This is a genomic window from Eikenella exigua, from assembly GCF_008805035.1.
In the GTDB taxonomy this organism is placed as follows: Bacteria; Pseudomonadota; Gammaproteobacteria; order Burkholderiales; family Neisseriaceae; genus Eikenella; species Eikenella exigua.
This window is the reverse complement of the sequence record NZ_CP038018.1, coordinates 452,364-475,910: the sequence shown is the minus strand read 5'-3', so window position 1 is coordinate 475,910 and position 23,547 is coordinate 452,364. Positions and strand designations below refer to the sequence as shown.

Sequence of the window (23,547 nt, the reverse complement as noted above, 5' to 3'; positions counted from 1 at the left end):
TTTACACCGCCGTCATGACCGCCCAACAACGCATCCGCACCCTCGTGCAAACGCTCAACCGCTACGCCCACGAATACTACACTTTGGACGCGCCCAGCGTGCCCGATGCCGAATACGACCGGCTCTACCGCGAGCTGGAAGCCCTGGAAGCCGAATATCCGCAGTTCAGGCTGCCCGAAAGCCCCACGCAGCGGGTGGGCGGCGCGGTGCTGGACGGCTTTGAAACCGTGGTGCACGCCGTACCGATGTTGTCGCTGAACAACGCGTTTTCGCCGCGCGACGACGAAACGGGCGCGTTCGACCACGCCGAATTTTTGGCGTTTGACGAGCGCGTGTGCAAGGAATTGGGCGTGTCGCAGGTGGAATATGCCGCCGAGCCGAAGTTTGACGGGCTGGCCGTCAGCCTGTTGTATCAAAACGGGATTTTGGTGCAGGCGGCCACGCGCGGCGACGGCACCACGGGCGAAAACGTAACCGAAAATATCAAAACCGTGCGCAACATCCCGTTGAAACTGCACGGCGAAAAGCAGCCTGCACTGTTGGAAGTGCGCGGCGAAGTGCTGATGCTCAAAGCCGATTTTGCCGCGCTGAACCAACGCCAGCTCGAAGCCGGCCAAAAGCCTTTCGCCAACCCGCGCAACGCCGCCGCAGGCAGCCTGCGCCAGCTCGATTCCAAAATCACCGCTCAGCGCAAACTGCATTTTTTCGCCTACGGCATCGCCCAGCTTTCCGGCGCGGAAAGGCTACCTGAAAGCCATATGGAAGAGCTCGCGCTGTTGCACGAACTCGGCTTTTCGCTGCCCGAAGGCTATTTCGGCGCGTACACCGGCGCGGCGGCCGTGTTGCGCGAATACGAACGGCTGGCCGAACACCGCCCCCGCCTGCCGTATGAAATCGACGGCATGGTGGTCAAAGTGAACTCGTTGGCCGAACAGCAACAACTCGGCTTCGTGTCGCGCGCGCCGCGTTGGGCGATTGCGCACAAATTCCCCGCCGAAGAAGCGCTCACCGCCGTGGAAGCGATTGACGTGCAAGTCGGCCGCACCGGCGCAATTACCCCCGTGGCGCGGCTTGCGCCCGTGTTCGTGGGCGGCGTTACCGTCACCAACGCCACGCTGCACAACCAAGACGAAGTGGCGCGCAAAGATGTGCGCGTGGGCGACACCGTGATTGTGCGCCGCGCGGGCGACGTGATTCCCGAAGTGGTGCGCGTGCTGTTGGAACGCCGCCCGATGCAGCCTGTTGATTTATTGGGCGAACAAATGGAAGCGAAGTACGAGCCGTTCAAACTGCCCGAAACCTGCCCCGTGTGCGGCAGCGCGGTGGAACGCGAAACAGGCGAAGCCGTCGCCCGCTGCACCGGCGGCATGCTCTGCCAAGCCCAGCGCGCACAAGGGCTTATCCACTTCGCCAGCCGCAAAGCCATGGACATCGCCGGGCTGGGCGACAAGCAAATCGAAGCCCTCGTCGCCGCCGACGTATTGCACAGCTTTGCCGATATTTATCAACTGGATATCGCCCAACTGCAAACCATCAAAGACAGCAAATCCGCCGCCACCAAATGGGCGCAGAACATCTTGGACAGCATCGCCCAAAGCCGTACCCCGCCGCTCGCCCGCTTCCTGTTTGCCCTCGGCATTCGCCACGTCGGTGAAAGCACCGCCAAGCAGCTGGCCGCCGCGTTCGGCAACCTCGATATCGTGCGCCGCGCCCCCGAACCCATCCTCGCCTGCCTGCCCGACATCGGCAGCGTCGTCGCCCACGCCATCGCCCATTATTTCAGGCAGCCTGCACAGCAAAAAATGCTGGACGACCTATTGCAACACGTCGCCCCGCAAGCCGCCGCCCCGTCGCCCCAAACCCGCGCCCACGCCGCACCCGAACAATGGCTGCAACGCCTGCCCAACATCAAACTCAGCGAAAAACGCGCCGCCGAACTCTGGCAGCTCGCCGGCAGCCTGCACGCCCTGCAAACCGACCAAGCCCTGCCGCAAGAATGGCAAGACTGGCGCAGGCAGCCTGCACACGCCGCCTTGCTGCAAGACATCATCGCCTTCACCGAAGGGCTGCCTGAAAGCAGCTCGGACGACGTTTCAGGCAGCCTGCACCCCGAAAACAGCCCCATCGCCGGCAAAACCTTTGTCCTAACCGGCACCCTGCCCACCCTGAAACGCGACCAGGCCGCCGCCCTCATCGAAGCCGCCGGCGGCAAAGTGAGCGGCAGCGTATCCAAAAAAACCGATTTCGTGGTGGCGGGCGAAGCCGCAGGCAGCAAACTGGAAAAGGCTCAGGCACTGGGCGTGGCCGTATTGAGCGAGGAGGAGTTGCTGGGGATGCTGGGGGGGAGCGGATTAAAAGGCTGCCTGGAAACCTGTTCCCTTATCTGTAACCCACTTGGGCGCATGATGGTTTGGCTAGGCGATAACCCAAATTGCATGCCCGCAAGTCAACACAAAGATAGCTCCATGAAAACCTACGCCAACGCCGCCGAACTGATTACGGCCATCCACACCGCACTAGACAAATACCTCGCTGAATTTTCCGACATTGCCGAAGCCGACAAACACCGCCGTGCCGTGCCCGACGGCAAAACTCCGGCTGAACATCTGGCCTACCAGCTCGGTTGGACCAGCCTGCTGTTGCAATGGGAGCGAGACGAGCAGGCAGGCCAAACCGTTCACACGCCTGCCGAAGGCTACAAATGGAACGATTTGGGCGGGCTGTACCAGCAGTTTTACCAGCAATACAGCAGCCTCACGCTGCAAGAGGCGCAAGCCCAACTGCGCGGGCAGGTTGCCCAAATTTGCGAATGGCTGGAAACGCTTTCTGAACAGGAATTGTTTGGGTCCAACCAGCGCAGATGGGCAGATAACCAGGCAAAATGGCCGATCTGGAAATGGGTGCATATCAACACTGTTGCACCATTTACCAACTTCCGCACACACATCCGAAAATGAAAAAAGCAGAATCCACATGGCTAGGCATGCATACCGTAGATGTGCACACCGTTTGAAATATTGCCCATGTGTATAAGTTCCATACCCTGTTAAAACAACCTTAATAAGGCTACCTGAAAACCTGCTCCCTACAATTTGGCCACCCCATTTTTCAGGTAGCCTTTTCTGCCCACACCTCCCCTATCTGCGCCATCCCTGCCCCGTTCATCGGCAATCTCGGGTAAGATGGCGTTTTTTTCGGAGACAGCTATGCCGCAGAAAGTAATCGCAATCGACGGGCCGAGCGCCTCAGGCAAAGGCACGGTGGCGCAGCGAGTGGCAGATGCCTTGGGCTGGCGTTATCTGGATTCGGGCGCGCTCTACCGCATCACCGCGCTCTATGCACGAAACCGCCAAATCGCCTGGGATAACGAAGCTGCTGTAGTCGCGCTGGCACAGGCTTTACCGGCGGAATTTGTCGAGGGCGCAGTGCTGTTGGACGGGGAAGATGTTTCCGCTGCCATCCGCAGCGAGGAAATCGGTATGGGGGCATCACGGGTGGCGGCGCTGCCGGCGGTGCGCACGGCTTTATTGCAACGGCAACGTGCGTTTTTAACCGAGCAGGGGCTGGTGGCCGATGGACGCGATATGGGCTCGGTGGTATTTCCCGATGCCGTGCTCAAGATTTTCCTCACCGCTTCGCCACAGGTGCGTGCCGAACGCCGCGCCAAACAAATCGGCGTACCGCTTGCGGGCGCGGGTTTCGAGCGCATTTTGGCTGACATCGAAGCACGCGACGAAGCCGACCGCAACCGTGCCGTTGCACCGCTGCAAAAGCTGCCTAAAGCCCATCTGCTCGATACTTCGACACTGACGATTGAAGAATCGGTAAAAAAAGTGCTTGATTGGTATCGGGAAAAATAAAGTTACTGTATAATGCCATATTTTTAGCACACACGCTCTACAAGCAGATGTGCCGTATATTAAGAATTAATACTTATGCTTATGCTTGCCACGCCAAGGGTGGCAAGCTCCGATCAACTCCAACCCTCCGCACTCCTTGGCCGTGCGTGGATTAAAGACAAAACTTTATTATGGAAAATTTTGCCCAGTTACTGGAAGAATACTCAGCCGTACAAGAAATGAATCAGGGCGAGGTAATTACCGCCGAAGTGGTGGCCATTACCGACAAACACGTTATCGTGAACGCCGGCCTGAAATCCGAATCCCTAATTGATTTGAACGAATTCAAAAACGTTCAAGGCGGACTGGAAGTTAAAGTAGGCGATTTCGTTACCGTAACCATAGAATCTGTAGAAAATGGCTTTGGCGAAACCAAGCTCTCTCGTGAAAAAGCCAAACGTGCTGCTGATTGGTTGGCTTTGGAAGAAGCCATGGAAAGCGGCGAGATTCTCTCCGGCGTGATCAACGGCAAGGTCAAAGGCGGCCTCACTGTGATGATCAACAGCATCCGTGCCTTCCTGCCCGGCTCTTTGGTGGATGTGCGCCCGGTGAAAGACACTTCTCACTTTGAAGGCAAAGAAGTTGAATTCAAAGTGATTAAGCTGGATAGAAAACGCAACAACATAGTGGTATCCCGCCGCGCTGTATTGGAAGAAACCCTGGGCGAAGAGCGCCAGGCCCTGCTGGAAAGCCTGCAGGAAGGCACCGTGGTGAAAGGTATCGTGAAGAACATTACCGACTACGGTGCATTCGTAGACTTGGGCGGTATCGACGGCCTGTTGCACATCACCGATTTAGCATGGCGCCGCGTAAAACACCCCAGCGAAGTGCTGGAAGTGGGCCAGGAAGTAGAAGCTAAAGTATTGAAATTTGACCAAGACCGCAGCCGCGTATCTTTGGGTATGAAACAGCTGGGTGAAGATCCCTGGAGCGGCCTCGCCCGCCGTTACCCTGCCCGCACCCGCCTGTTCGGCAAGGTGTCCAACCTTACCGATTACGGCGCGTTCGTTGAAATCGAACAGGGTATCGAAGGCTTGGTACACGTTTCCGAAATGGACTGGACCAACAAAAACGTTCACCCGAGCAAAGTGGTTCAGCTGGGCGACGAAGTAGAAGTGATGATTCTGGATATCGACGAAGACCGCCGCCGCATCAGCCTGGGCATGAAACAATGCCAGGCTAATCCGTGGGAAGAATTTGCCGCCAACTTCAACAAAGGCGATAAACTCACCGGCGCAGTTAAATCCATCACCGATTTCGGTATTTTTGTGGGCCTGCCCGGCAACATCGACGGCCTGGTACACCTCTCCGACCTTTCTTGGAGCGAAAGCGGCGAAGAAGCCGTACGTAAATACAAAAAAGGCGAGGATGTGGAAGCCGTTGTATTGTCTATCGATGTAGAGAAAGAACGCATCAGCTTGGGCATCAAACAGCTCGAAGGCGACCCCTTCGGCAGCTACATCAGCATCAACGACAAAGGCGCCTTGGTGAAAGGCACCGTGAAATCCGTTGAAGCCAAAGGTGCCGAAGTGCAGCTGGCCGATGAAGTGGTAGCCTACCTGCCCGCTTCCGAATTCGACAGTGAGCGCGTGGAAGACTTAACCACCAAGCTTAAAGAAGGCGACGAAGTGGAAGCTGTCATCGTTACTGTAGACCGCAAAAACCGCAATATCAAGCTGTCGGTAAAAGCCCGCACTGCCAAAGAAAACCGCGAAGCGCTCAACACCGTGAACGCAGCGGCCAGCCATGCCGGCACCACCAGCCTGGGCGATTTGCTCAAGGCCAAGCTCGGCGGCGAAAATGAATAAGGATAGCACAAAATGACCAAATCAGAGTTGATGGGCCATCTGGCCGAGAAGTACCTGGCTCAAGGGCATTCCCGCCTGGCTGTTAAGGATGTGGAGCAAAGCGTGAAGGTTTTGGTGGATGCCATGACCCGTGCGCTGGCTCGTGGTCAGCGTATCGAGATTCGCGGGTTCGGCAGTTTCGACCTGAACCATCGTCCGGCCCGCATCGGCCGCAACCCAAAAACCGGCGAAAAAGTGAACGTGCCCGAGAAATACGTGCCGCACTTCAAAGCCGGCAAGGAATTGCGCGAACGCGTAGATCAAGCTGCCAAGTAAGCTTGGCGCTAAACTGAATAAAGGCTACCTGAAAAGTTTCAGGTAGCTTTTTTGTTGGCAAGGGATAGTGATGATGTTTAATGGGGAGGGATTGGATGGTATCAGGTGTGGTGCCAACAAAGGCTGATTAAGAGAGGCGTGCCCTTCCCTTTCGAGGGGGGGGCGAAGTTTCAGCCAGACCGTTCAGATTTGGGCAGATGCAGGTTTTCAGGTAGTTTTTGGCTGTTCGGAGTAACGTTTTGCTTTAGGTTGTTTTATGTGTTTGAAATATATGTGAAATAATATTCATTTAAAATCTATTGTCAAGGCGCAATGGATTTTTACATCTCCAATTTAATTACAGAAAATTTAACCAAAATCATATTTTCAGTTAAATTAAGTTGACCAATTAATATGTTGTCGTTAGTATGTAGTCATCTTTAGGATAGAGAGCAAAATAATGATAGATTCTGCACAGCCTCCTTTTTTGCCAATTAATGATACCGATCAGGCCATTTTGCAATCTTACTTCCACCTAGCTGATTCTGTTGCACATTTATTAGGCGAGTATTGTGAAGTAGTTGTACATCAGTTGGAAGGATTTAATTCATCTGTAGTAAAAATTATCAATGGTTTTCATACAGGTCGTTCGGTTGGCTCACCGATAACGGATAAGGCACTAAAGATGCTTAGGAATTATCAAAAAAATCCTGAACAGGTTGGGAAAAGTTATTTTTCCACCACATATAACGGGCACTTAGTCAAATCCATTACGCATATTATTTTAAACGACTCAGGGAAGCCTATCGGTTTATTTTGTATTAATCTGAATTTATCTTATCCCTTTGAAAAAGTTATCGCCTCCCTTTTGCCGCAACAGGCATTTCTTACTCCTCCTAAAGATGAAAATTTTGTTATAAACCAAAATGATATGATGGATGGTATGTTGTCAGTCGCCATTTCTGACGTTGAATTACATATCAACAGTAGTCAAAAAAATTATAAAAAAGCCATTATTGCTCATTTGTACGAAGATGGTTTTTTCGAATTAAAAGATGCTGTATTTTTTGTTTCCGAAAAATTAGAACTTACCAAATATGCGATTTATAAGCATTTACGTAAATTAAAGAATGAATGTCTTTGAAATTAATTTGATGTTGTGTTTTTTCGTCGTTAAGAAGTAAACCGCAAAATGTTCTTATTTAGGAGAAAAATATGAAAGCTGAACTCTCAAAAGCAGAATACAAAGCCGCAATGAAATTTGATGCTACTGACTTTGGCTGGATCATTATGAGTATAGGCATGGCAATTGGCGCAGGGATTGTATTTTTGCCTGTCCAGGTCGGCTTGATGGGTATGTGGGTATTCTTACTTTCCTCTGTGATTGGTTACCCCGCAATGTATTTATTCCAACGTTTATTTATCAATACGTTGGCCGAATCTCCGGAATGCCAAGACTACCCCAGTGTGATTTCAGGCTACCTTGGAAAAAACTGGGGGATATTACTTGGTGTTTTGTACTTCGTGATGTTGATTATTTGGATGTTTGTTTATTCCACGGCTATTACTAATGATAGTGCCTCTTATCTCTATACTTTTGGGATGACAGATACCTTACTTTCTGAAAATCCATTCTATGGTTTGGGGCTGATTTGTATTTTAGTAGCAATTTCATCACGCGGTGAAAAATTGCTTTTTAAGTTATCCAGCTTTATGGTTATTACAAAGTTATTTGTTGTTGTTGCGCTGGGTTTTTCGATGATTGGGATGTGGCATTTACATAATATCGGAGCACTTCCTCCGACAGGCTTGTTAATTAAAAACTCAATTATCACTCTCCCTTTTACTTTAACTTCAATTCTATTTATCCAAACATTAAGCCCAATGGTTATCTCTTACAGAAAAAAAGAGGCGAATCGTGAAATTGCCAGACGTAAAGCCTTACGTGCTATGAATATCGCGTTTCTTATTTTATTCACTTCCGTATTCTTCTATGCAGTTTCTTTCACTCTTGCCATGGGAAAAGAAGAAGCCTTGAAAGCTTATGAACAAAATATTTCTGCGCTTGCAATTGTGGCACAATTTTTTCCAGGGTCTTGGGCAACTTATGTAGGTATGATTTTAAATATTTTCGCTGTAATGACTGCTTTTTTTGGTGTGTATCTTGGTTTTCGAGAAGCTACTCAAGGTATTATAATAAATGCATTATCACGTATTATGCCTCAAGATAAAATAAATCATAGTTATGTCCAGAAAGGCACTATGATTGCTGGTATTTTATTAGCATGGGGGGCCATTATTCTCAATGCACCAGTATTAAGCTTTACCTCTATTTGCAGTCCGATTTTTGGGTTGGTTGGCTGTTTGATTCCGGCTTATTTAGTCTGCAAAGTTCCGATGTTGCACAAATTTAAAGGTATAGATCTTTATATCATCATTATTACCGGAATCTTACTGTTTGTTTCTCCCTTTATTGCATTCTTATAGGAGGTTATCATGAATAAAAAAATACAACAGATTAGCGATAAATTGATCAATATTGTCAAAAAAGACGTGGTACCTGCATTAGGTTGTACTGAGCCGATTTCTTTAGCTCTTGCTTCAGCAACTGCTGCAAAATATCTAGGAAAATTTCCCTCTAGAATCGAAGCCAAAGTTTCAGCTAATTTAATGAAAAACGGTTTAGGTGTAATAGTGCCCGGGACGGGAATGGTGGGTTTATCTATTGCTGCAGCAATTGGTGCGTTGGGTGGTGATCCTGATGGTGGCTTGGAAGTGTTAAAACAAATTACGCCAGAGCAAGTTTCTGCAGCCAAATCAATGCTGGATCAAAAGTCAGTACAGGTAACCATTCATCCGACAGATCATATTTTATATTCCGAAGCTATACTCTTTGCCGATAATGACTGGGTGAAAGTTGCCATTCAGGATCAACATACCAATATAGTACTAATTGAAAAAAACGGAGAACTTATTTTTGAAAAACAACAGGATGAAAATGAGGATTACAATCCTTACGATATTTTCAAAAATATCAGTGCACGAGAAGTTTTTGAATTTTCCAATGAAGTGGAGTTGGATCAAATCCACTTTATCGAGCAGGCTGCGGAACTCAATCGTGCCCTTTCCGATGAAGGCTTGCGCGAAGATTACGGTTTACATATTGGCAGAACTTTGCGTAAACAGGTAGGTAGTGGTTTGATTTCAGATGATTTGCTCAGCAAAATCATGATTGAAACTACCGCAGCTTCCGATGCACGTATGGGCGGTGCTACGTTACCTGCAATGAGCAATTCAGGTTCAGGTAACCAGGGTATCGCAGCAACGATGCCGGTTGTGGTGGTGGCAGACTATTTGAAAGTGGATAAGGAAAAACGTTTACGCGCGCTGTTCCTGTCCCATTTAATGGCCATTTATATTCATAGCAAATTACCAAAATTATCAGCCCTTTGTGCTGTTACCACAGCTTCGATGGGGAGCTGTGCAGGTATCGCTTATTTGCTCACGGGCAAATTTGAAACTGCCAGTATGGGCATTTGTAGCATGATAGGCGACATCAGCGGTATTATCTGTGATGGTGCGGCAAATAGCTGTGCCATGAAAGTATCCACCAGCGTTGCTTCAGGCTATAAATCAATCCTGATGGCAATGGATGATACTCGTGTAACAGGTAACGAAGGTATTGTTGAGCATGATCTTGACCATACTATTGATAATTTGTGTGCTATTGCCTCAAAAAGTATGCAACATATTGATCAACAGGTGATTGAAATTATGGTAAGCAAACCCTATTCTTAAATTTTTGCTCAAAAACATAAATTCGATTAAAAACTTTTGCATCATATATGCGGTAAAATATTTAATCGATTGAAGATATAAAAACCTATTGGAATTATTTTTCACAATAGGTTTTTATTTATCTATTGAGCCAAAAAATCAATTTATGCAAATCAAAAAAGGCTACCTGAAAACACAACAACGTTTTCAGGTAGCCTTATCATCATAGGGCGTGGTTTATAGGGCAGGGTTTACCAATAGCTGACCAAGCCCGCCAAATCGGTATTTTTGCCGCCGTTGGTTTCCTTCTGCGCGGTGCCGATCATCAGCAGGCCGATAACTTTATCGTGTTCGCCGCAGCCGAAAGCTTCGCGCAGCGCGGCAGTGTTGACCCACAGGCCGGTAATCCACACATTGTCGAAACCTTGCGCCTTGGCCGCCAGTTGGGTGGCATAAGCTGCGCAACCGGCGCTGAGCAGCTGCTCCCACTCCGGCTTCGGCTTGAGGCAGTCCAGCTTGGGCTTGGACACCACACCAATCACCATCGGCGCCATCTGCCCCACCACTTCAGCCTTGCGCGCCGCTTCGCCGCCGATTTCTTCGGCACACTGCTGCAAAATCTGGCGGAACGCCTGTCGGCCTACTTCGCTTTGCACCACCACAAAATGCCACGGTGTGAGGTTGCCGTGGTCGGGCACTTGCGTGGCGGCCTGCAAAATGATTTCCAGCTGAGCATCGTTGGGTGCGGGTTCGGCAAGGTGGCGCACCGAGCGACGGGTGGTAAGCAAATCAATTGCGTTCATGGGGTTAATCCTTAAAGTGTGCGTTGAAAACAAAACGCCGTGCTTATACCACACATTCAGGCTACCTGAAACACCCGCCCCAACCCAATCCAAACCGTCCCCCGATACCTGCCCCGGTTTAACGCTATAATGCCAGCCGATTTCATCCCGTTAGGAGCCGCCATGAGCACCAATTACCTTTTCACCCTGCCCGACCAAAACGGCAACGATTTCGCCGCCGCCGACCACCTGCCGCTGGTGCTGTATTTCTACCCCAAAGACAACACGCCCGGCTGCACCACCGAAGCACAGGAATTCAGCGCACTCTTGCCCGAATTTCAGGCGCTCGGTTTTCAGGTAGCCGGCGTATCGCGCGACAGCGTGGCCAGCCACCAGAAATTCGTGTGCAAATACGCGCTGGAAGTGCCACTCTTGTCGGATAAAGATGAAACCGTGTGCCGCCTGTTTGATGTCATCAAAGAGAAAAATATGTATGGCAAAAAAGTGTTCGGTATCGAACGCAGCACCTTCGTTTTGGATGCACAAGGCCACATCACGCGCGAATGGCGCAAAGTGAAAGCCGCCAGCCACGCCCAAGCCGTGCTCGACGCGCTGCGCGAAACAGCCTAGCGGAACACCGCCATGCAATACTGCTACCAAGCCCCCTTCGGCACGCTGCTGTGCCGCCTGCACAACGGCTTGCCCGCCGAAATCCTGCTGCAGCACAGCGCCGCGCCCTTCCTGCCCGCACTGCCAAACGACACCCCGCTGGCACAATGGCTGGACAGCTACTTTTCAGGTAGCCCTGCCCCGCTGCCGCCGTTTGTGCCACCCGCAGGCACGGCGTTTCAGCAGGCCGTGTGGGCGCAGATTGCCCAGATTCCGTTCGGCGAAACCCGCAGCTACCAATGGATTGCCGGGCGCATCGGCAGCCACCCGCGCCCCGTGGGCGGCGCCTGCGGCAAAAACCCGCTGCCGCTGCTGATCCCCTGCCACCGCGTGCTCTCAACCAACGGGCTGGGCGGCTTCAGCATGGGCGGCGATGCCGAGCGCAGCCTAGCAGTGAAACGCTGGCTGCTCGCGCACGAAGGAGTGGCATTGTGAATCCGGCCGAACCGCTGCCCGCCGCCTGGCAAGAGCCCATCGAGCAAACGCTGGACGAGCTCTTCCTCACCCGCCGCCTCGCCGCCAATACCCTGGCCGGCTACCGGCGCGACCTGGAAAAAGTCGCCCGCCGCCTGCACGCGCAAGGATTGGATTGGCAGCAGGCCGATGCCGACGCCTTGGCCGATGCCGTGTATGCCCCGGATGAAAAACCCGCTTCCCAAGCCCGCGCCCTCTCCGCCGTCAAACAGCTCTACGGCTTTTTGCAGCTGCAAAACCGCCGCAGCGACAACCCCGCACAACACCTGCGCCCGCCGCGCCAAGGCCGCGCCCTGCCGCCGCTGATCGGCGAAGCGCAAATCGACGCGCTATTGGCCGCGCCCGACACGGAAACCGTCTTCGGCCTGCGCGACAAAGCCGTGCTGGAAACCCTGTATGCCACCGGCCTGCGCGTGTCCGAAGCCGCCCAAATGCAGCTGCAGGATTTAGACTTGCAGCGCGGCGTGGTTACCGTGATCGGCAAGGGCAACAAGCAGCGCATCGTGCCGTTGGGCGCAGAAGCCGTGCATTGGCTGGAACGCTACCTGAAAACCGCGCGTGGCGAATTGCTCAAGCACACCCCGTGCGATTTCATATTCGTGGGACAAAAACGCAGCGGCATCAGCCGCCAGCTGGTGTGGCAGATGGTGAAACGCTACGCCGCGGAAGCCGGCATCAGCGAGCTCAGCCCGCACGGCCTGCGCCACGCCTTCGCCACCCATCTGGTGAACCACGGCGCCGACCTGCGCAGCGTGCAAATGATGCTCGGCCACGCCAGCCTGAACACCACGCAAATCTACACCCACGTGGCCAACGAGCGGCTCAAACAGCTGGTAGCACAGCATCATCCGCGTGGGTAAACAAGATATAGCGGATTCAAATGAAAATGGAACAAGGCGGCAGGCTACCTGAAAGCTTTCAGGTAGCCTGCCGTGCCGTTTTGTGGGAAAATCCGTACGTTTAAAATTATTCAAATTGGGCGAAAAATATTATGTTGGACAGAGAAGGTTATCGCCCCAATGTCGGCATCATCATCACCAACCAGCGCAACGAAGTGTTCTGGGGCAAACGCGTGCAGGAGCATTCCTGGCAGTTTCCGCAGGGCGGCATCAAGCCCGGCGAAAGCCCCGAGGCCGCCATGTATCGCGAGCTGGCCGAAGAAGTGGGCCTTTTGCCGCACCACGTGAAAATCCTCGGCCGCACCCGCGACTGGCTGCGCTACGACGTGCCCGGCAACTGGGTGCGCCGCCAATGGCGCGGCGCGTATCGCGGGCAGAAACAGATTTGGTATTTGCTGCGGCTCACCGGCCGCGAAAGCGATGTGCACCTGCGTGCCAGCAGCCAGCCGGAATTCGACGCCTGGCGCTGGCACGACTATTGGGCGCCCATCGAAGAAGTGATTGAATTTAAAAAAGACGTATACACCAACGCCCTGCGGGAGCTTTCGCGCTTTCTGCACAATCTGGAAACCCTGGAGCAGTTCAACCGACGCTACGCTGCCCTGCCCGAAGAACAAACCCACCGATGAGCAGCATCCTCACCTGCATCCTCGCCACCCAACAGCAAGAAGTAGCCGCCGATGCTGCCTCCTCACCGCTACGCGGCGTGAACAACCGCAACTTGCGCACATTTGAAGTGAGCCTGCAGCAAACGCTGGATTTACTGCCCGAAATCACCGGCGAAGAGCGCATCGTGATTACTGAAAGCGGCATCCGCAGCCGCGAAGACGTACAATTCATGCGCAACCACGGCGTGCACAGCTTCCTGATCGGTGAAACCTTCATGCGCGCCGACGATGTGGGCGCGGAAGTGAAAAAACTGTTTGCTTGAGTTTTCAGGTAGCCTGCCATGATGGTGAGGCTACCTGAAAACACTATCCCAATGCTTCGTTTGGCTTTTTTTCTCACGTAAGGAGTAGGCATGAAACGTTTAGCAATGATATTGGCCCTGCTACCCTTGGCCGCTGCCGCCCAGCCCACCGCCCGGCAATGCCGGCAGATTAACCGCGACAGTATCGAGGTCATGACTTATCTGTTCGCCTGTGCCGACAACGATAATTTCGCGCTTTCCAAAGCCGCCGAGCAGCAAGCCGACAAACTGATGCAGCTGAGCAAACCATGTTTCAACCGCGACCAAGAAGCATGGTGGCGGCAAAACGGTGCACAAGTGGAAGCTGAGCGCGCCCGTTATGACACCGGCGCCGATGCAGACACGGCGGCAGTGTGCCGGCAGCGCCGCACACACATTCAGCGTATCTTGCGACGCTACCGTTAAACCGACCAACCTGCCGCACTTAACCCCCCTATTTCAGGTAGCCTGAACTTGCGCCCAAAGCGTGCAGAGGCTACCTGAAACCAGAAATCCTATCCCAATCCACACAGAGATACCGATATGACCAGCCCCGACAAAATCCTCATCCTCGACTTCGGTTCGCAAGTAACCCAGCTCATCGCCCGCCGCGTGCGCGAAGCCCATGTGTATTGCGAGCTGCACCCCTACGACATGCCGCTGGCCGACATCAAAGCCTTCAACCCGAAAGGCATCATCCTTTCCGGCGGCCCCAATTCCGTGTACGACAGCGAATACCAGGCCGACACGGGGCTGTTCGACTTGGGCGTGCCCGTGCTCGGCATCTGCTACGGCATGCAGTTTATGGCGCACCATTTGGGCGGCGAAGTGCAGGCCGGCAACCAGCGCGAATTTGGTTACGCCCAAGTGCAAACGCAAGACAGCGCGCTCACCAGCGGCATTCACGACGGCGCACCGAACACCTTGGACGTGTGGATGAGCCACGGCGACAAAGTGAGCAGGCTGCCTGAAAACTTCCGCACCATCGGCAGCACGCCCTCCTGCCCCATCGCCATGATGGAAAACGCCGAACGCCGCTTCTACGGCATTCAGTTCCACCCCGAAGTGACCCACACTAAACAAGGCCGCGCCCTCATCAACCGCTTTGTGCTCGACATCTGCGGCGCACAGCCCAGCTGGACCATGCCGAACTACATCGACGAAGCCGTGGCCAAAATCCGCGAACAAGTCGGCAGCGACGAAGTGATTTTGGGCTTGTCCGGCGGCGTGGATTCCTCCGTGGCCGCCGCACTCATCCACCGCGCCATCGGCGACCAGCTCACCTGCGTATTCGTCGACCACGGCCTGCTGCGCCTGAACGAAGCCGAAAACGTGATGAAAATGTTTGCCGACAACCTGGGCGTGCGCGTGATTCACGTGGATGCCAGTGAACAGTTTATGGCGAAACTCACCGGCGTGACCGACCCAGAACAGAAGCGCAAAATCATCGGCGCAGAATTTATCGAAGTGTTTGACGCCGAAGAGAAAAAACTCACCAACGCCAAATGGCTGGCACAAGGCACGATTTACCCCGACGTGATCGAATCCGCCGGCGCGAAAACCAAAAAAGCCCATGCCATCAAATCGCACCACAACGTCGGCGGGCTACCTGAAAACATGAAGCTGAAGCTGCTCGAACCGCTGCGCGACTTGTTCAAAGATGAAGTGCGCGAACTGGGCGTGGCGCTCGGCCTGCCGCGCGAAATGGTGTACCGCCACCCCTTCCCCGGCCCCGGCTTGGGCGTGCGGATTCTGGGCGAAGTGAAGCGCGAATACGCCGACCTGCTGCGCCAGGCAGACGACATTTTCATTCAGGAACTGCGCAACCACAAAGACGAAAACGGCACCTCTTGGTACGACCTCACCAGCCAAGCGTTTGCCGTGTTCCTGCCCGTGAAATCCGTCGGCGTGATGGGCGACGGGCGCACTTATGATTACGTCGTCGCCCTGCGCGCCGTGATTACCAGCGACTTCATGACCGCACACTGGGCGGAACTGCCCTATTCGCTCTTGGGCAAAGTGTCCAACCGCATCATCAACGAAGTACGCGGCATCAACCGCGTGGTGTACGACGTGAGCGGCAAACCGCCCGCCACGATTGAGTGGGAATAAACCTGGTTTGCAAACATCAGAAAGCCCTGCCAGATAATGGCAGGGCTTTGTTTGGGCTATGCTTGAGGCTACCTGAAAATCGGATTCTGTTGTTCTTGCTGGTCTAACTGGTACAGCAAGCTAGTGAAGTCTCCAGCAAAATCTTGTACTTCGTCAACATTTTCATGATCCCAAAGCACAACTGGGTAGTCGTGGTTAGCGATGTTTCGATTTGTATCGAAACAGAGATAGCCCCAGTCGCTCCAATGGGCAAAGGGAAGGTAACCCTTACCTAGCAAAAATGGTTGTGCATACTCAGAAAAAACCACTTCGGCAAGGCTTGCCTGCCAAGTATGAATAGGGTGTTCGAAAAACGATGCCTCCGAAATCGGTAATTCATAAAAATGTTTGTGTTTTAAAAATGTACGGTAGCTTTGGGGAAGAGGGTGTTTAGTCCTATCTTCCCATTGGGCAATTTCCTCATCACTCACTTTACTGGCAATGGGCAGCCAAAAAAACCAGTCTTCATCTTCACACACCTGATCCGATCGCATTTCGGGAGCGATGTTTCTAGGCAATGCGTTCAGTTGCCGACTAACGATTTTGTCTAAATGCTTATCAATTATGGTTGGTATGATTTGTTCGATCATGTGGATAACACTCAAATTGCTTGGACGGTATTTTTGTGTAATAGCACAATCAATACTATCAATCTAAGCAATACTACTCTATATACACAAACAGCAGGAAACCCTGTTTCCAAGGTTTCCCGCCGTGTTAGCTAAACCAACTTAGATTGACAACAACCATTTCAGTGCGAGGCCGGTGCGGAATGGGCCTTCCGGTGCTTTTTGTGCATTGGCATCATCGGCATTGGCAAATTGCAGCGGATGCGGGCCGGAATAATTGGCGTCTTCTGTATCGATCAGCAAAATCGGCGCTTTTCCATTCAGCTGGCTCTTCAAGAAGCTGCCACGGAAGCTTTGTGCAATACCGGGCTGCACTGAGAATCTGTTGTTCAACAAGACTTTTTGGCCATTTACCACGAGATAGAGTTTATAGCCCCAATCAGGTGCATTAGCCCAGCCTTGGTTGGCGATTTTTGCCGACCAGTGAACGATATTACTGTTTTGCTGGTCAACATAGGCACTGAGTTCTTCCACTACATAACGGTAGCCCATTCTCTTACGGACTTCTGTCATGCAGGAGCCGGATTCCCAATTACCGATAAAGGTTTTGTGGTAGTCGTAGTTCAGATACGACACATGGTATTCGGCGCCTTCTCTCAAAATATCGGCACAGCTCGTACGTGCTCCTGCCAGCGGTTCACAGGTTTCACCGCCGAATACCTGATGTATGCTGTTGTCGCGAGCAAAGCTGCGCAGCTCTTCGGATGAGCGCCCGCTGCCGCGTGGGTAATAGGTGCCCACATCATCTTTGCTGGCCATAAAACAGTCGTTATGCATACCTAGGGAAGCGGCACCACGAGGCAGACTGCTGTTATTGCGGAAGTTCATCAAATCGCCTGGGTAACGCAACTGGAGCTTGGCATAAATGCCGTTATTGTTTGCATTCAGCAAGGCCTTGATTACCTCGGCTTTATTTTGGTCTGTATTCAAATTATTGGCAGAGGAATGCCATTCACCCCATGCGCCAATGAACCCCGCCTGCCACACGAAAATGTTATCACGGTTTTTAGCCAAAATAGGGCGCAATTGCTCGATGTGGCGACGAACCTGCGCCAAATTGGTATCTTGCCCGGCTGCTGTGTAGTCGTATGAAAAACGCAAAATGGCATTAACATTTTTCATTTTGGATAAGCCCTGATCCAGTGCATTTAAATACGACTGGGGCAAATCCTGATTCCGCCATTGAGATAAGTCTGCCGGCATATACATCAGGCGATAGCCCTCACGATAGGCATTTTCCAAATCAGCATCGGTAATTTGAGAAGGGTCTTTACCATAACGGTAAAAACCACGCCCGTAGCCAGGCACATCACCAGCTGCTTCCTTCAGGAAGACGGTTTTAACGTTGTTATTTCCATTATTATCGTTCCTGTTATTGTTATTGGCATTATTAGCAACATTATTTCCAGAATTGTTGCCATTAGTAATTCTGGGGTTGCCATTGCTATTTCCATTACTATTACCCGTACCTACACTAATATTTTGATTCCGGGGAGAGTTTCCTATTCCCGGTATGTCCAAATTAGTCGTACCCTCATTTTGCTTTGCCACAAGTTGAGTTATCTGCTGGTTTGAGTCAGTATTACCGGATGCATCGAGTTCGTCTTTTTTGCAGGCTGATAAGGCCAAAGCACAAACCAAAATTGAAAGTAACTTTTTATTCATGTTATTCATGATGACGATTTCCCGAAATCTTTGCAATAAAGCGTCTACTGCTAAAATTAATGCCATAAAACTTAGTAGTCCTACTATACCAAACAATTTATTGTCAAAAATTCAAAAGTCTGTATTCCATATTTAATAATTCTGACTATATATGATCAGAATCGTTCTATCAAAAAGTTTGCCAAACCATTACTTGCCATTTAAAACTTAAAAAATCCGATAAATTTTTGATGCTTGGTTCATCATTCCAAATTAACTCAGGTTGTTTTTCAGGCAACCTTTTCTACAACTCAATCTACCCCTCTCCCCCGATTCTCGTGGAATTGCTCCTGCCAGTCGGCAAATTTGCCCTGTTCGATAGCTTCGCGCATTTCGGCCATTATGGTTTGGTAGAAATGCAGGTTATGGATAGTGTTCAACTGCGCACCCAAAATCTCGCCGGCACGGTGCAAGTGGTGCAGGTAGGCGCGGCTGAAATGCGTACAAGCGTAGCAGGTGCATGATTCGTTGAGCGGGTGGGTGTCGTGTTTGTACTTGGCGTTTTTGATTTTGATGTCGCCGAAACGGGTAAACAGCCAGCCGTTGCGGGCGTTGCGGGTGGGCATCACACAGTCGAACATGTCCACACCATTCGCCACGCCGTAAACGAGATCTTCTGGTGTACCGACGCCCATCAGGTAATGCGGTTTGTGTTCTGGTAGCATGAGGCCGACAGCACGCAGCATTCGGTACATTTCGGGTTTGGGTTCGCCCACCGATAAGCCGCCGATAGCCAGCCCGGGGAAGTTTAGCTGTTCCAGCCCGCGCAGGGATTGCTCGCGCAAGTCTTCATACATCGCGCCTTGCACGATGCCGAACAGGGCGTTGGAGTTGTTCAAATCTTCAAAGGCTTTTTTGCTGCGTTCCGCCCAGCGCAGGCTCATTTGCAGCGATTTTTCGGCCTGTTCGCGCGTGGCTTCGCCAGGCGTGCATTCGTCGAGCTGCATGGCGATGTCGGAGTTGAGCACGGTTTGGATTTTCATCGAGATTTCAGGCGAGAGGAAAAGCTTATCGCCGTTAATCGGGCTTTTGAAGGTGCAGCCTTCTTCGGTGAGTTTGCGCATATCGGATAACGAAAACACTTGGAAACCGCCGGAGTCGGTCAAAATCGGTTTGTTCCAGCCGATAAAGTCGTGCAAGCCGCCGAATTGTTCGATCACTTCAAGGCCGGGGCGCAGCCATAAATGGTAGGTGTTGCCGAGGATGATTTGGGAGCCGATGTCGTGCAGGTTTTGCGGGGTCATGGCTTTGACCGAGCCGTAGGTGCCAACGGGCATAAATACGGGAGTTTCGATGCTGCCATGGTTGAGTTCGATGGTGGCGCGGCGGGCGTGGCCATCTTTTTTGTGTAAGGTGAATTTGAGCATGGGGAATAACACGTTATCAATAATCCGGCGATTATAGCTAAAGCACTTATTTCTTCCTACTGCATTAGCTCGCTTTGTCGTATTACCCATACTGTCTGCGACTCGCTGCCTGGTAGGGGGAAATGATTACTTCAGCGATATCGCAAACCGCTGCCGACTCTGCGCTTTCTTTGCGCGGGGTGTGGGAAAACAGTATAATGCTGCCTTTTAAACAGGCACGTAGCTCAGTTGGTTAGAGCATCACCTTGACATGGTGGGGGTCGTTGGTTCGAATCCAATCGTGCCTACCAGAATTCGTGGGAACAGCAGGGGTTTCTGGGGAACTTCAGTTGTTCTTTTTTGTTTGGCCGCCCACTATGATTTTTAACTTTGTAGCCATTCCGTCTTCTTTGGAAGCGCTGTTTTAGCTTTGCAGAAACCCAGCTTCCTTCAGAAACATTGTTTCAGGTAGCCTTTTAGATTGCTGTTAAGGCTACCTGAAACTCTGGCCAAACCGCTGTAAGGAACCCGCCATATGCGCCGTTTACCTCCCACACTTGCGCTATTGCTCACACTGGCCGCGTTGGCCGCCATAGCATTTGCCGGCCTGTTCCTGCTGTTTTACTTTTTTGGTTTCGCCTAATGCAACGATAAAGGCTACCTGAAACCCAAACCATTCATCTGTTTATCCATTTCACAGAAAGACAAACCATCATGTCCCGAATCAACATCACCCTGCCCGACGGCTCAGTGCGCCAATACGAAGCCCCCGTAACCGTTGCCCAAATCGCCGCTTCTATCGGCTCCGGGCTGGCCAAAGCCACCGTGGCCGGCAAAGTGAACGGCGTGTTGCGCGATGCGTGCGACCCGATTAGCGAAGATGCCGCCGTGCAAATCATCACGCCGAAAGACCCGGAAGGTGTGGAAATCATCCGCCATTCCTGCGCGCACTTGGTCGGCCATGCCGTGAAACAGCTCTATCCCAATGCCAAAATGGTAATCGGCCCGGTGATTGAAGAAGGCTTCTACTACGACATCGCCACGGAAAAACCCTTCACCCCCGAAGACATGGCCGCCATCGAAGCACGGATGAAAGAGCTGATCAATCAAGATTACGATGTGGTCAAAATCATGACCCCGCGCGCCGAAACCATCAAAATCTTCCAAGAGCGCGGCGAAGAATACAAACTGCGCCTGATTGAAGACATGCCCGAAGTAGAAGCCATGGGCATGTACCACCACCAAGAATACGTGGATATGTGCCGCGGCCCGCACGTGCCCAACACCCGGTTTTTAAAACACTTCAAGCTCACCAAGCTGGCCGGCGCCTACTGGCGCGGCGACAGCAACAACGAAATGCTGCAGCGCATCTACGGTACCGCCTGGGCTAGCAAAGACGAACTCAAAGCCTACATCACCCGTATTGAAGAAGCCGAAAAACGCGACCACCGCCGCCTCGGCAAACAGCTCGACCTGTTCCATCTGCAAGACGAAGCCCCCGGCATGGTATTTTGGCATCCGCGCGGCTGGACGCTGTGGCAAACCATCGAGCAGCACATGCGCCGCGAGCTCGATGCCGCCGGCTACCGCGAAGTTAAAACCCCGCAGATTCTCGACAAAACCTTCTGGGAAAAATCCGGCCACTGGGCGAACTACAAAGACAATATGTTCACCACCTCCTCCGAGAAGCGCGACTACGCCGTGAAACCGATGAACTGCCCCGGCCACGTTCAAATCTTCAACCACGGCCTGCGTTCCTACCGCGACCTGCCCATGCGCTTGGCCGAATTCGGCTCCTGCCACCGCAACGAGCCTTCCGGCGCGCTGCACGGCCTGATGCGCGTGCGCGGCTTCGTGCAAGACGATGCCCACATCTTCTGTACCGAAGACCAAATCGCCGAAGAAACCCGCGCCTTCAACCAGTTGGTGATGAAAATTTACAAACAATTCGGCTTCGAGCACGTCAGCATCAAACTCTCGCTGCGCCCCGAACAGCGTGCCGGCAGCGACGAAACTTGGGACAAAGCCGAACAAGGCCTGCGCGACGCGCTCACCGCCTGCGGCGTGCAATGGGAAGAGCTGCCCGGCGAAGGCGCGTTCTACGGCCCGAAAGTGGAATACCACATCAAAGACGCGCTCGGCCGTTCTTGGCAGTGCGGCACCATCCAGCTCGACTTCGTGCTGCCCGAGCGCCTGAACGCCGAATACGTTACCGAAGACAACGGCCGCGCCCGCCCCGTGATGCTGCACCGCGCCATTTTGGGCTCGCTGGAGCGCTTTATCGGCATCCTGATTGAAGAACACGCCGGCTCCTTCCCGCTCTGGCTCGCGCCCGTGCAGATGGTGGTGATGAACATCACCGAAAAACAGGCCGACTACTGCCTGGAAGTGGTCAACAAACTCAAAGCCGCCGGCCTGCGCGCCGAAGCCGACCTGCGCAACGAAAAAATCGGCTACAAAATCCGCGACAACAGCCAAATGCGCTATCCCTACCAAGTGGTGGTGGGCGATAAGGAAATGGAAAACGGCCAAGTGGCCGTGCGCCGCAAAGGCGAGGATTTGGGCAGCATGCAGATAGAAGAGTTTATTGCCCGCTTGCAGCAAGAATTGGCAGTAGCTTAAAGATTGTAGTTTCACAGAAACCACGCCGCACTTCGTTTTAAGCCCACACTTTCAGGTAGCCTTTTGAGGCTACCTGAAATATAAAACTGCTTGATTGCATAAAAAGAGGCTACCTGAAATTTCAGGTAGCCTCTAATCTGTTTGGTAAATAGGATTACAAACCTGCTGCCGCCTTCAAAGCTGCAGCCTTATCGATGCGCTCCCAAGTAAACTCGGGCTCTTCACGGCCGAAGTGGCCGTAGGCGGCGGATTTGCTGTAAATCGGGCGCAGGAGGTCGAGCATCTGCACAATGCCTTTCGGGCGCAGGTCGAAGTGTTCGCGCACGATGGCGATGAGTTTGTCTTCACTGATTTTGCCCGTGCCGAAAGTGTCGATGGCGATGGAAGTGGGCTCGGCAATGCCGATAGCGTAAGACACCTGGATTTGGCATTGGGTAGCCAGGCCGGCGGCCACGATGTTTTTCGCCACATAGCGGCAGGCATAGGCAGCGGAGCGGTCTACTTTGCTCGGGTCTTTGCCGGAGAATGCGCCGCCGCCATGCGGGGCTGCACCACCGTAGGTATCAACAATGATTTTGCGGCCAGTGAGCCCGCAGTCGCCCTGCGGACCGCCGATCACGAAGCGGCCAGTGGGATTGATGAGGTATTTGGTTTCAGTGGTAAGCATTTCAGGAGGCAACACGGGCTTGATAATGTGCTCGATAACGGCTTGGTTCAGTTCTTCATGGCTGATAGAAGGATCGTGCTGGGTGGAGAGCACCACGGTGTCTATGCGTTTTACTTTGCCGGTTTCGCTGTCGTACACGGCAGTGATTTGCGCTTTGGCATCGGGACGCAGCCAAGGCAGCTGGCCGCTTTTGCGCACTTCACTTTGGCGCTGCATCAGGCGGTGGCTGTAGTAGATGGCAAAGGGCATCAGGGTGGGGGTTTCGTCGCAGGCATAGCCAAACATCAAGCCTTGGTCGCCCGCGCCTTGGTTCAGGTCGATACCTTCGCCTTCGTTCACGCCTTGGGCGATGTCGGGCGATTGTTGGTCGTAATACACGCCCACCGCACAACCGTTGGCATCAAAGCCGAGCTCGGAAGAGTTGTAGCCGATTTTGGCAATGGTTTCGCGTACCACTTTGATGTAGTCAACGTGTGCGGTGGTGGTGATTTCCCCGGCCAGCACGCACAGGCCGGTGTTCACCAGCGTTTCGGCAGCCACTCGGGCTTTGGGGTCTTGGGCGAGGACGGCATCGAGAATGGCATCGGATACTTGGTCAGCCACTTTGTCGGGATGGCCTTCGGAAACAGATTCGGAGGTGAAGAGGTATTCGCTCATAATATGTCTTTCGGATATATAGATAAACCTTGCGGCCTAGCAAGGAGGGCTCAACGGGCAATAAAAAAATCCCGCACCGGGCAGGAAGAGATATTGCCCGGCCTGATTCAGACGAGCCACATCGGCCTCTCGGCCGTCCACCTTACGCGCCGTTTGCGGCAGGCAGGTTGGCATGGATTCCCAACTCTTAATGCGCCGCAGATGATAACAAATCCCGTCT

21 protein-coding genes, 1 tRNA gene and 1 pseudogene are annotated in these 23,547 nt (G+C 52.6%); 17 read left to right on the top strand and 6 right to left on the bottom strand.

Features of this window, described 5'->3' with window-relative positions; translation table 11 throughout:
- Nucleotides 1-14 precede the first annotated feature (14 nt).
- The 8 genes and pseudogenes from ligA to EZJ17_RS02490 all read left to right on the top strand — a co-directional run.
- Nucleotides 15-2,342 (top strand): annotated as a pseudogene (ligA, locus tag EZJ17_RS02520) (NAD-dependent DNA ligase LigA); the annotation flags it as partial.
- A complete protein-coding gene (locus EZJ17_RS10500) occupies nucleotides 2,334-2,957 on the top strand; it encodes a ClbS/DfsB family four-helix bundle protein (protein WP_346265219.1) in 624 nt (207 codons plus the stop codon). The pseudogene ligA and the gene EZJ17_RS10500, both read left to right, overlap by 9 nt.
- A 249-nt stretch (nucleotides 2,958-3,206) precedes the next feature.
- The gene (gene cmk / locus EZJ17_RS02515) at nucleotides 3,207-3,860 is read left to right on the top strand and encodes a (d)CMP kinase (RefSeq protein ID WP_231868132.1); all 654 of its coding nucleotides are present in this window, start codon (nucleotides 3,207-3,209) and stop codon (nucleotides 3,858-3,860) included.
- A gap of 170 nt (nucleotides 3,861-4,030) precedes the next feature.
- On the top strand, nucleotides 4,031-5,707 hold the full coding sequence (gene rpsA / locus EZJ17_RS02510) for a 30S ribosomal protein S1 (RefSeq protein ID WP_067441657.1): 1,677 nt from the start codon (nucleotides 4,031-4,033) through the stop codon (nucleotides 5,705-5,707).
- 12 nt (nucleotides 5,708-5,719) lie between these two features.
- Nucleotides 5,720-6,022: an integration host factor subunit beta gene (locus EZJ17_RS02505; RefSeq protein ID WP_067441654.1), complete on the top strand. Its 303-nt coding sequence runs from the start codon at nucleotides 5,720-5,722 to the stop codon at nucleotides 6,020-6,022.
- Nucleotides 6,023-6,461: 439 nt separating this feature from the next.
- Nucleotides 6,462-7,145, top strand: coding sequence for a helix-turn-helix transcriptional regulator (locus tag EZJ17_RS02500; RefSeq protein WP_067441652.1), 684 nt, complete (start codon nucleotides 6,462-6,464; stop codon nucleotides 7,143-7,145).
- Nucleotides 7,146-7,216: 71 nt separating this feature from the next.
- Nucleotides 7,217-8,488: an SLC5/6 family protein gene (locus tag EZJ17_RS02495; RefSeq protein ID WP_067441650.1), complete on the top strand. Its 1,272-nt coding sequence runs from the start codon at nucleotides 7,217-7,219 to the stop codon at nucleotides 8,486-8,488.
- A gap of 9 nt (nucleotides 8,489-8,497) precedes the next feature.
- The gene (locus EZJ17_RS02490) at nucleotides 8,498-9,799 is read left to right on the top strand and encodes an L-cysteine desulfidase family protein (RefSeq protein WP_067441647.1); all 1,302 of its coding nucleotides are present in this window, start codon (nucleotides 8,498-8,500) and stop codon (nucleotides 9,797-9,799) included.
- 230 nt (nucleotides 9,800-10,029) lie between these two features.
- Here the strand turns inward: EZJ17_RS02490 and EZJ17_RS02485 are convergent, their stop codons facing one another.
- A complete protein-coding gene (locus EZJ17_RS02485; RefSeq protein ID WP_067441645.1) occupies nucleotides 10,030-10,581 on the bottom strand; it encodes a nitroreductase family protein in 552 nt (183 codons plus the stop codon).
- A 162-nt stretch (nucleotides 10,582-10,743) separates the two neighbouring features.
- Here EZJ17_RS02485 and EZJ17_RS02480 point away from each other — a divergent pair, with 162 nt between their 5' ends.
- The 7 genes from EZJ17_RS02480 to guaA all read left to right on the top strand — a co-directional run bounded on the left by EZJ17_RS02480 (nucleotide 10,744) and on the right by guaA (nucleotide 15,663).
- Complete coding sequence (locus EZJ17_RS02480) at nucleotides 10,744-11,190, top strand: peroxiredoxin (protein WP_067441642.1); 447 nt, start codon at nucleotides 10,744-10,746, stop codon at nucleotides 11,188-11,190.
- Nucleotides 11,191-11,202: 12 nt separating this feature from the next.
- Nucleotides 11,203-11,664, top strand: a complete 462-nt coding sequence (locus EZJ17_RS02475; protein ID WP_067441639.1) for a methylated-DNA--[protein]-cysteine S-methyltransferase — start codon at nucleotides 11,203-11,205, stop codon at nucleotides 11,662-11,664.
- Nucleotides 11,658-12,563: a site-specific tyrosine recombinase XerD gene (gene xerD / locus EZJ17_RS02470; RefSeq protein WP_067441732.1), complete on the top strand. Its 906-nt coding sequence runs from the start codon at nucleotides 11,658-11,660 to the stop codon at nucleotides 12,561-12,563. The genes EZJ17_RS02475 and xerD overlap by 7 nt, the downstream gene beginning before the upstream one ends.
- 131 nt (nucleotides 12,564-12,694) lie before the next feature.
- On the top strand, nucleotides 12,695-13,231 hold the full coding sequence (locus tag EZJ17_RS02465; RefSeq protein WP_067441637.1) for an RNA pyrophosphohydrolase: 537 nt from the start codon (nucleotides 12,695-12,697) through the stop codon (nucleotides 13,229-13,231).
- Nucleotides 13,228-13,533 carry a beta/alpha barrel domain-containing protein gene (locus EZJ17_RS02460; RefSeq protein ID WP_067441634.1) on the top strand — a complete coding sequence of 102 codons (306 nt, stop codon included), beginning with the start codon at nucleotides 13,228-13,230 and terminating at the stop codon, nucleotides 13,531-13,533. Before EZJ17_RS02465 ends, EZJ17_RS02460 begins: the two co-directional genes overlap by 4 nt.
- A 90-nt stretch (nucleotides 13,534-13,623) precedes the next feature.
- Nucleotides 13,624-13,977, top strand: coding sequence for a hypothetical protein (locus EZJ17_RS02455; protein ID WP_067441631.1), 354 nt, complete (start codon nucleotides 13,624-13,626; stop codon nucleotides 13,975-13,977).
- A gap of 117 nt (nucleotides 13,978-14,094) precedes the next feature.
- Nucleotides 14,095-15,663, top strand: a complete 1,569-nt coding sequence (gene guaA, locus EZJ17_RS02450; protein WP_067441628.1) for a glutamine-hydrolyzing GMP synthase — start codon at nucleotides 14,095-14,097, stop codon at nucleotides 15,661-15,663.
- A gap of 68 nt (nucleotides 15,664-15,731) precedes the next feature.
- Here the strand turns inward: guaA and EZJ17_RS02445 are convergent, their stop codons facing one another.
- The 3 genes from EZJ17_RS02445 to tgt all read right to left on the bottom strand — a co-directional run bounded on the left by EZJ17_RS02445 (nucleotide 15,732) and on the right by tgt (nucleotide 19,402).
- The gene (locus EZJ17_RS02445) at nucleotides 15,732-16,292 is read right to left on the bottom strand and encodes an SMI1/KNR4 family protein (RefSeq protein ID WP_067443973.1); all 561 of its coding nucleotides are present in this window, start codon (nucleotides 16,290-16,292) and stop codon (nucleotides 15,732-15,734) included.
- Between the two features lie 141 nt (nucleotides 16,293-16,433).
- Complete coding sequence (locus EZJ17_RS02440; protein ID WP_082886533.1) at nucleotides 16,434-18,062, bottom strand: DUF4874 domain-containing protein; 1,629 nt, start codon at nucleotides 18,060-18,062, stop codon at nucleotides 16,434-16,436.
- A gap of 224 nt (nucleotides 18,063-18,286) precedes the next feature.
- Complete coding sequence (gene tgt, locus EZJ17_RS02435; protein WP_151086074.1) at nucleotides 18,287-19,402, bottom strand: tRNA guanosine(34) transglycosylase Tgt; 1,116 nt, start codon at nucleotides 19,400-19,402, stop codon at nucleotides 18,287-18,289.
- 213 nt (nucleotides 19,403-19,615) lie between these two features.
- Here tgt and EZJ17_RS02430 point away from each other — a divergent pair.
- Both EZJ17_RS02430 and thrS read left to right on the top strand, forming a co-directional pair.
- Nucleotides 19,616-19,692, top strand: a tRNA-Val gene (locus EZJ17_RS02430).
- 403 nt (nucleotides 19,693-20,095) lie between these two features.
- Nucleotides 20,096-22,003 (top strand): threonine--tRNA ligase, encoded by a 1,908-nt coding sequence (thrS, locus tag EZJ17_RS02425; RefSeq protein WP_067441616.1) that lies wholly within the window; start codon nucleotides 20,096-20,098, stop codon nucleotides 22,001-22,003.
- Between the two features lie 154 nt (nucleotides 22,004-22,157).
- On the opposite strand, the gene metK is transcribed toward thrS, so the two are convergent.
- Both metK and EZJ17_RS10250 read right to left on the bottom strand, forming a co-directional pair.
- Nucleotides 22,158-23,327, bottom strand: a complete 1,170-nt coding sequence (gene metK / locus EZJ17_RS02420) for a methionine adenosyltransferase (protein ID WP_067443975.1) — start codon at nucleotides 23,325-23,327, stop codon at nucleotides 22,158-22,160.
- Nucleotides 23,328-23,363: 36 nt separating this feature from the next.
- On the bottom strand, nucleotides 23,364-23,501 hold the full coding sequence (locus EZJ17_RS10250; protein WP_156496444.1) for a hypothetical protein: 138 nt from the start codon (nucleotides 23,499-23,501) through the stop codon (nucleotides 23,364-23,366).
- Nucleotides 23,502-23,547 lie beyond the last annotated feature (46 nt).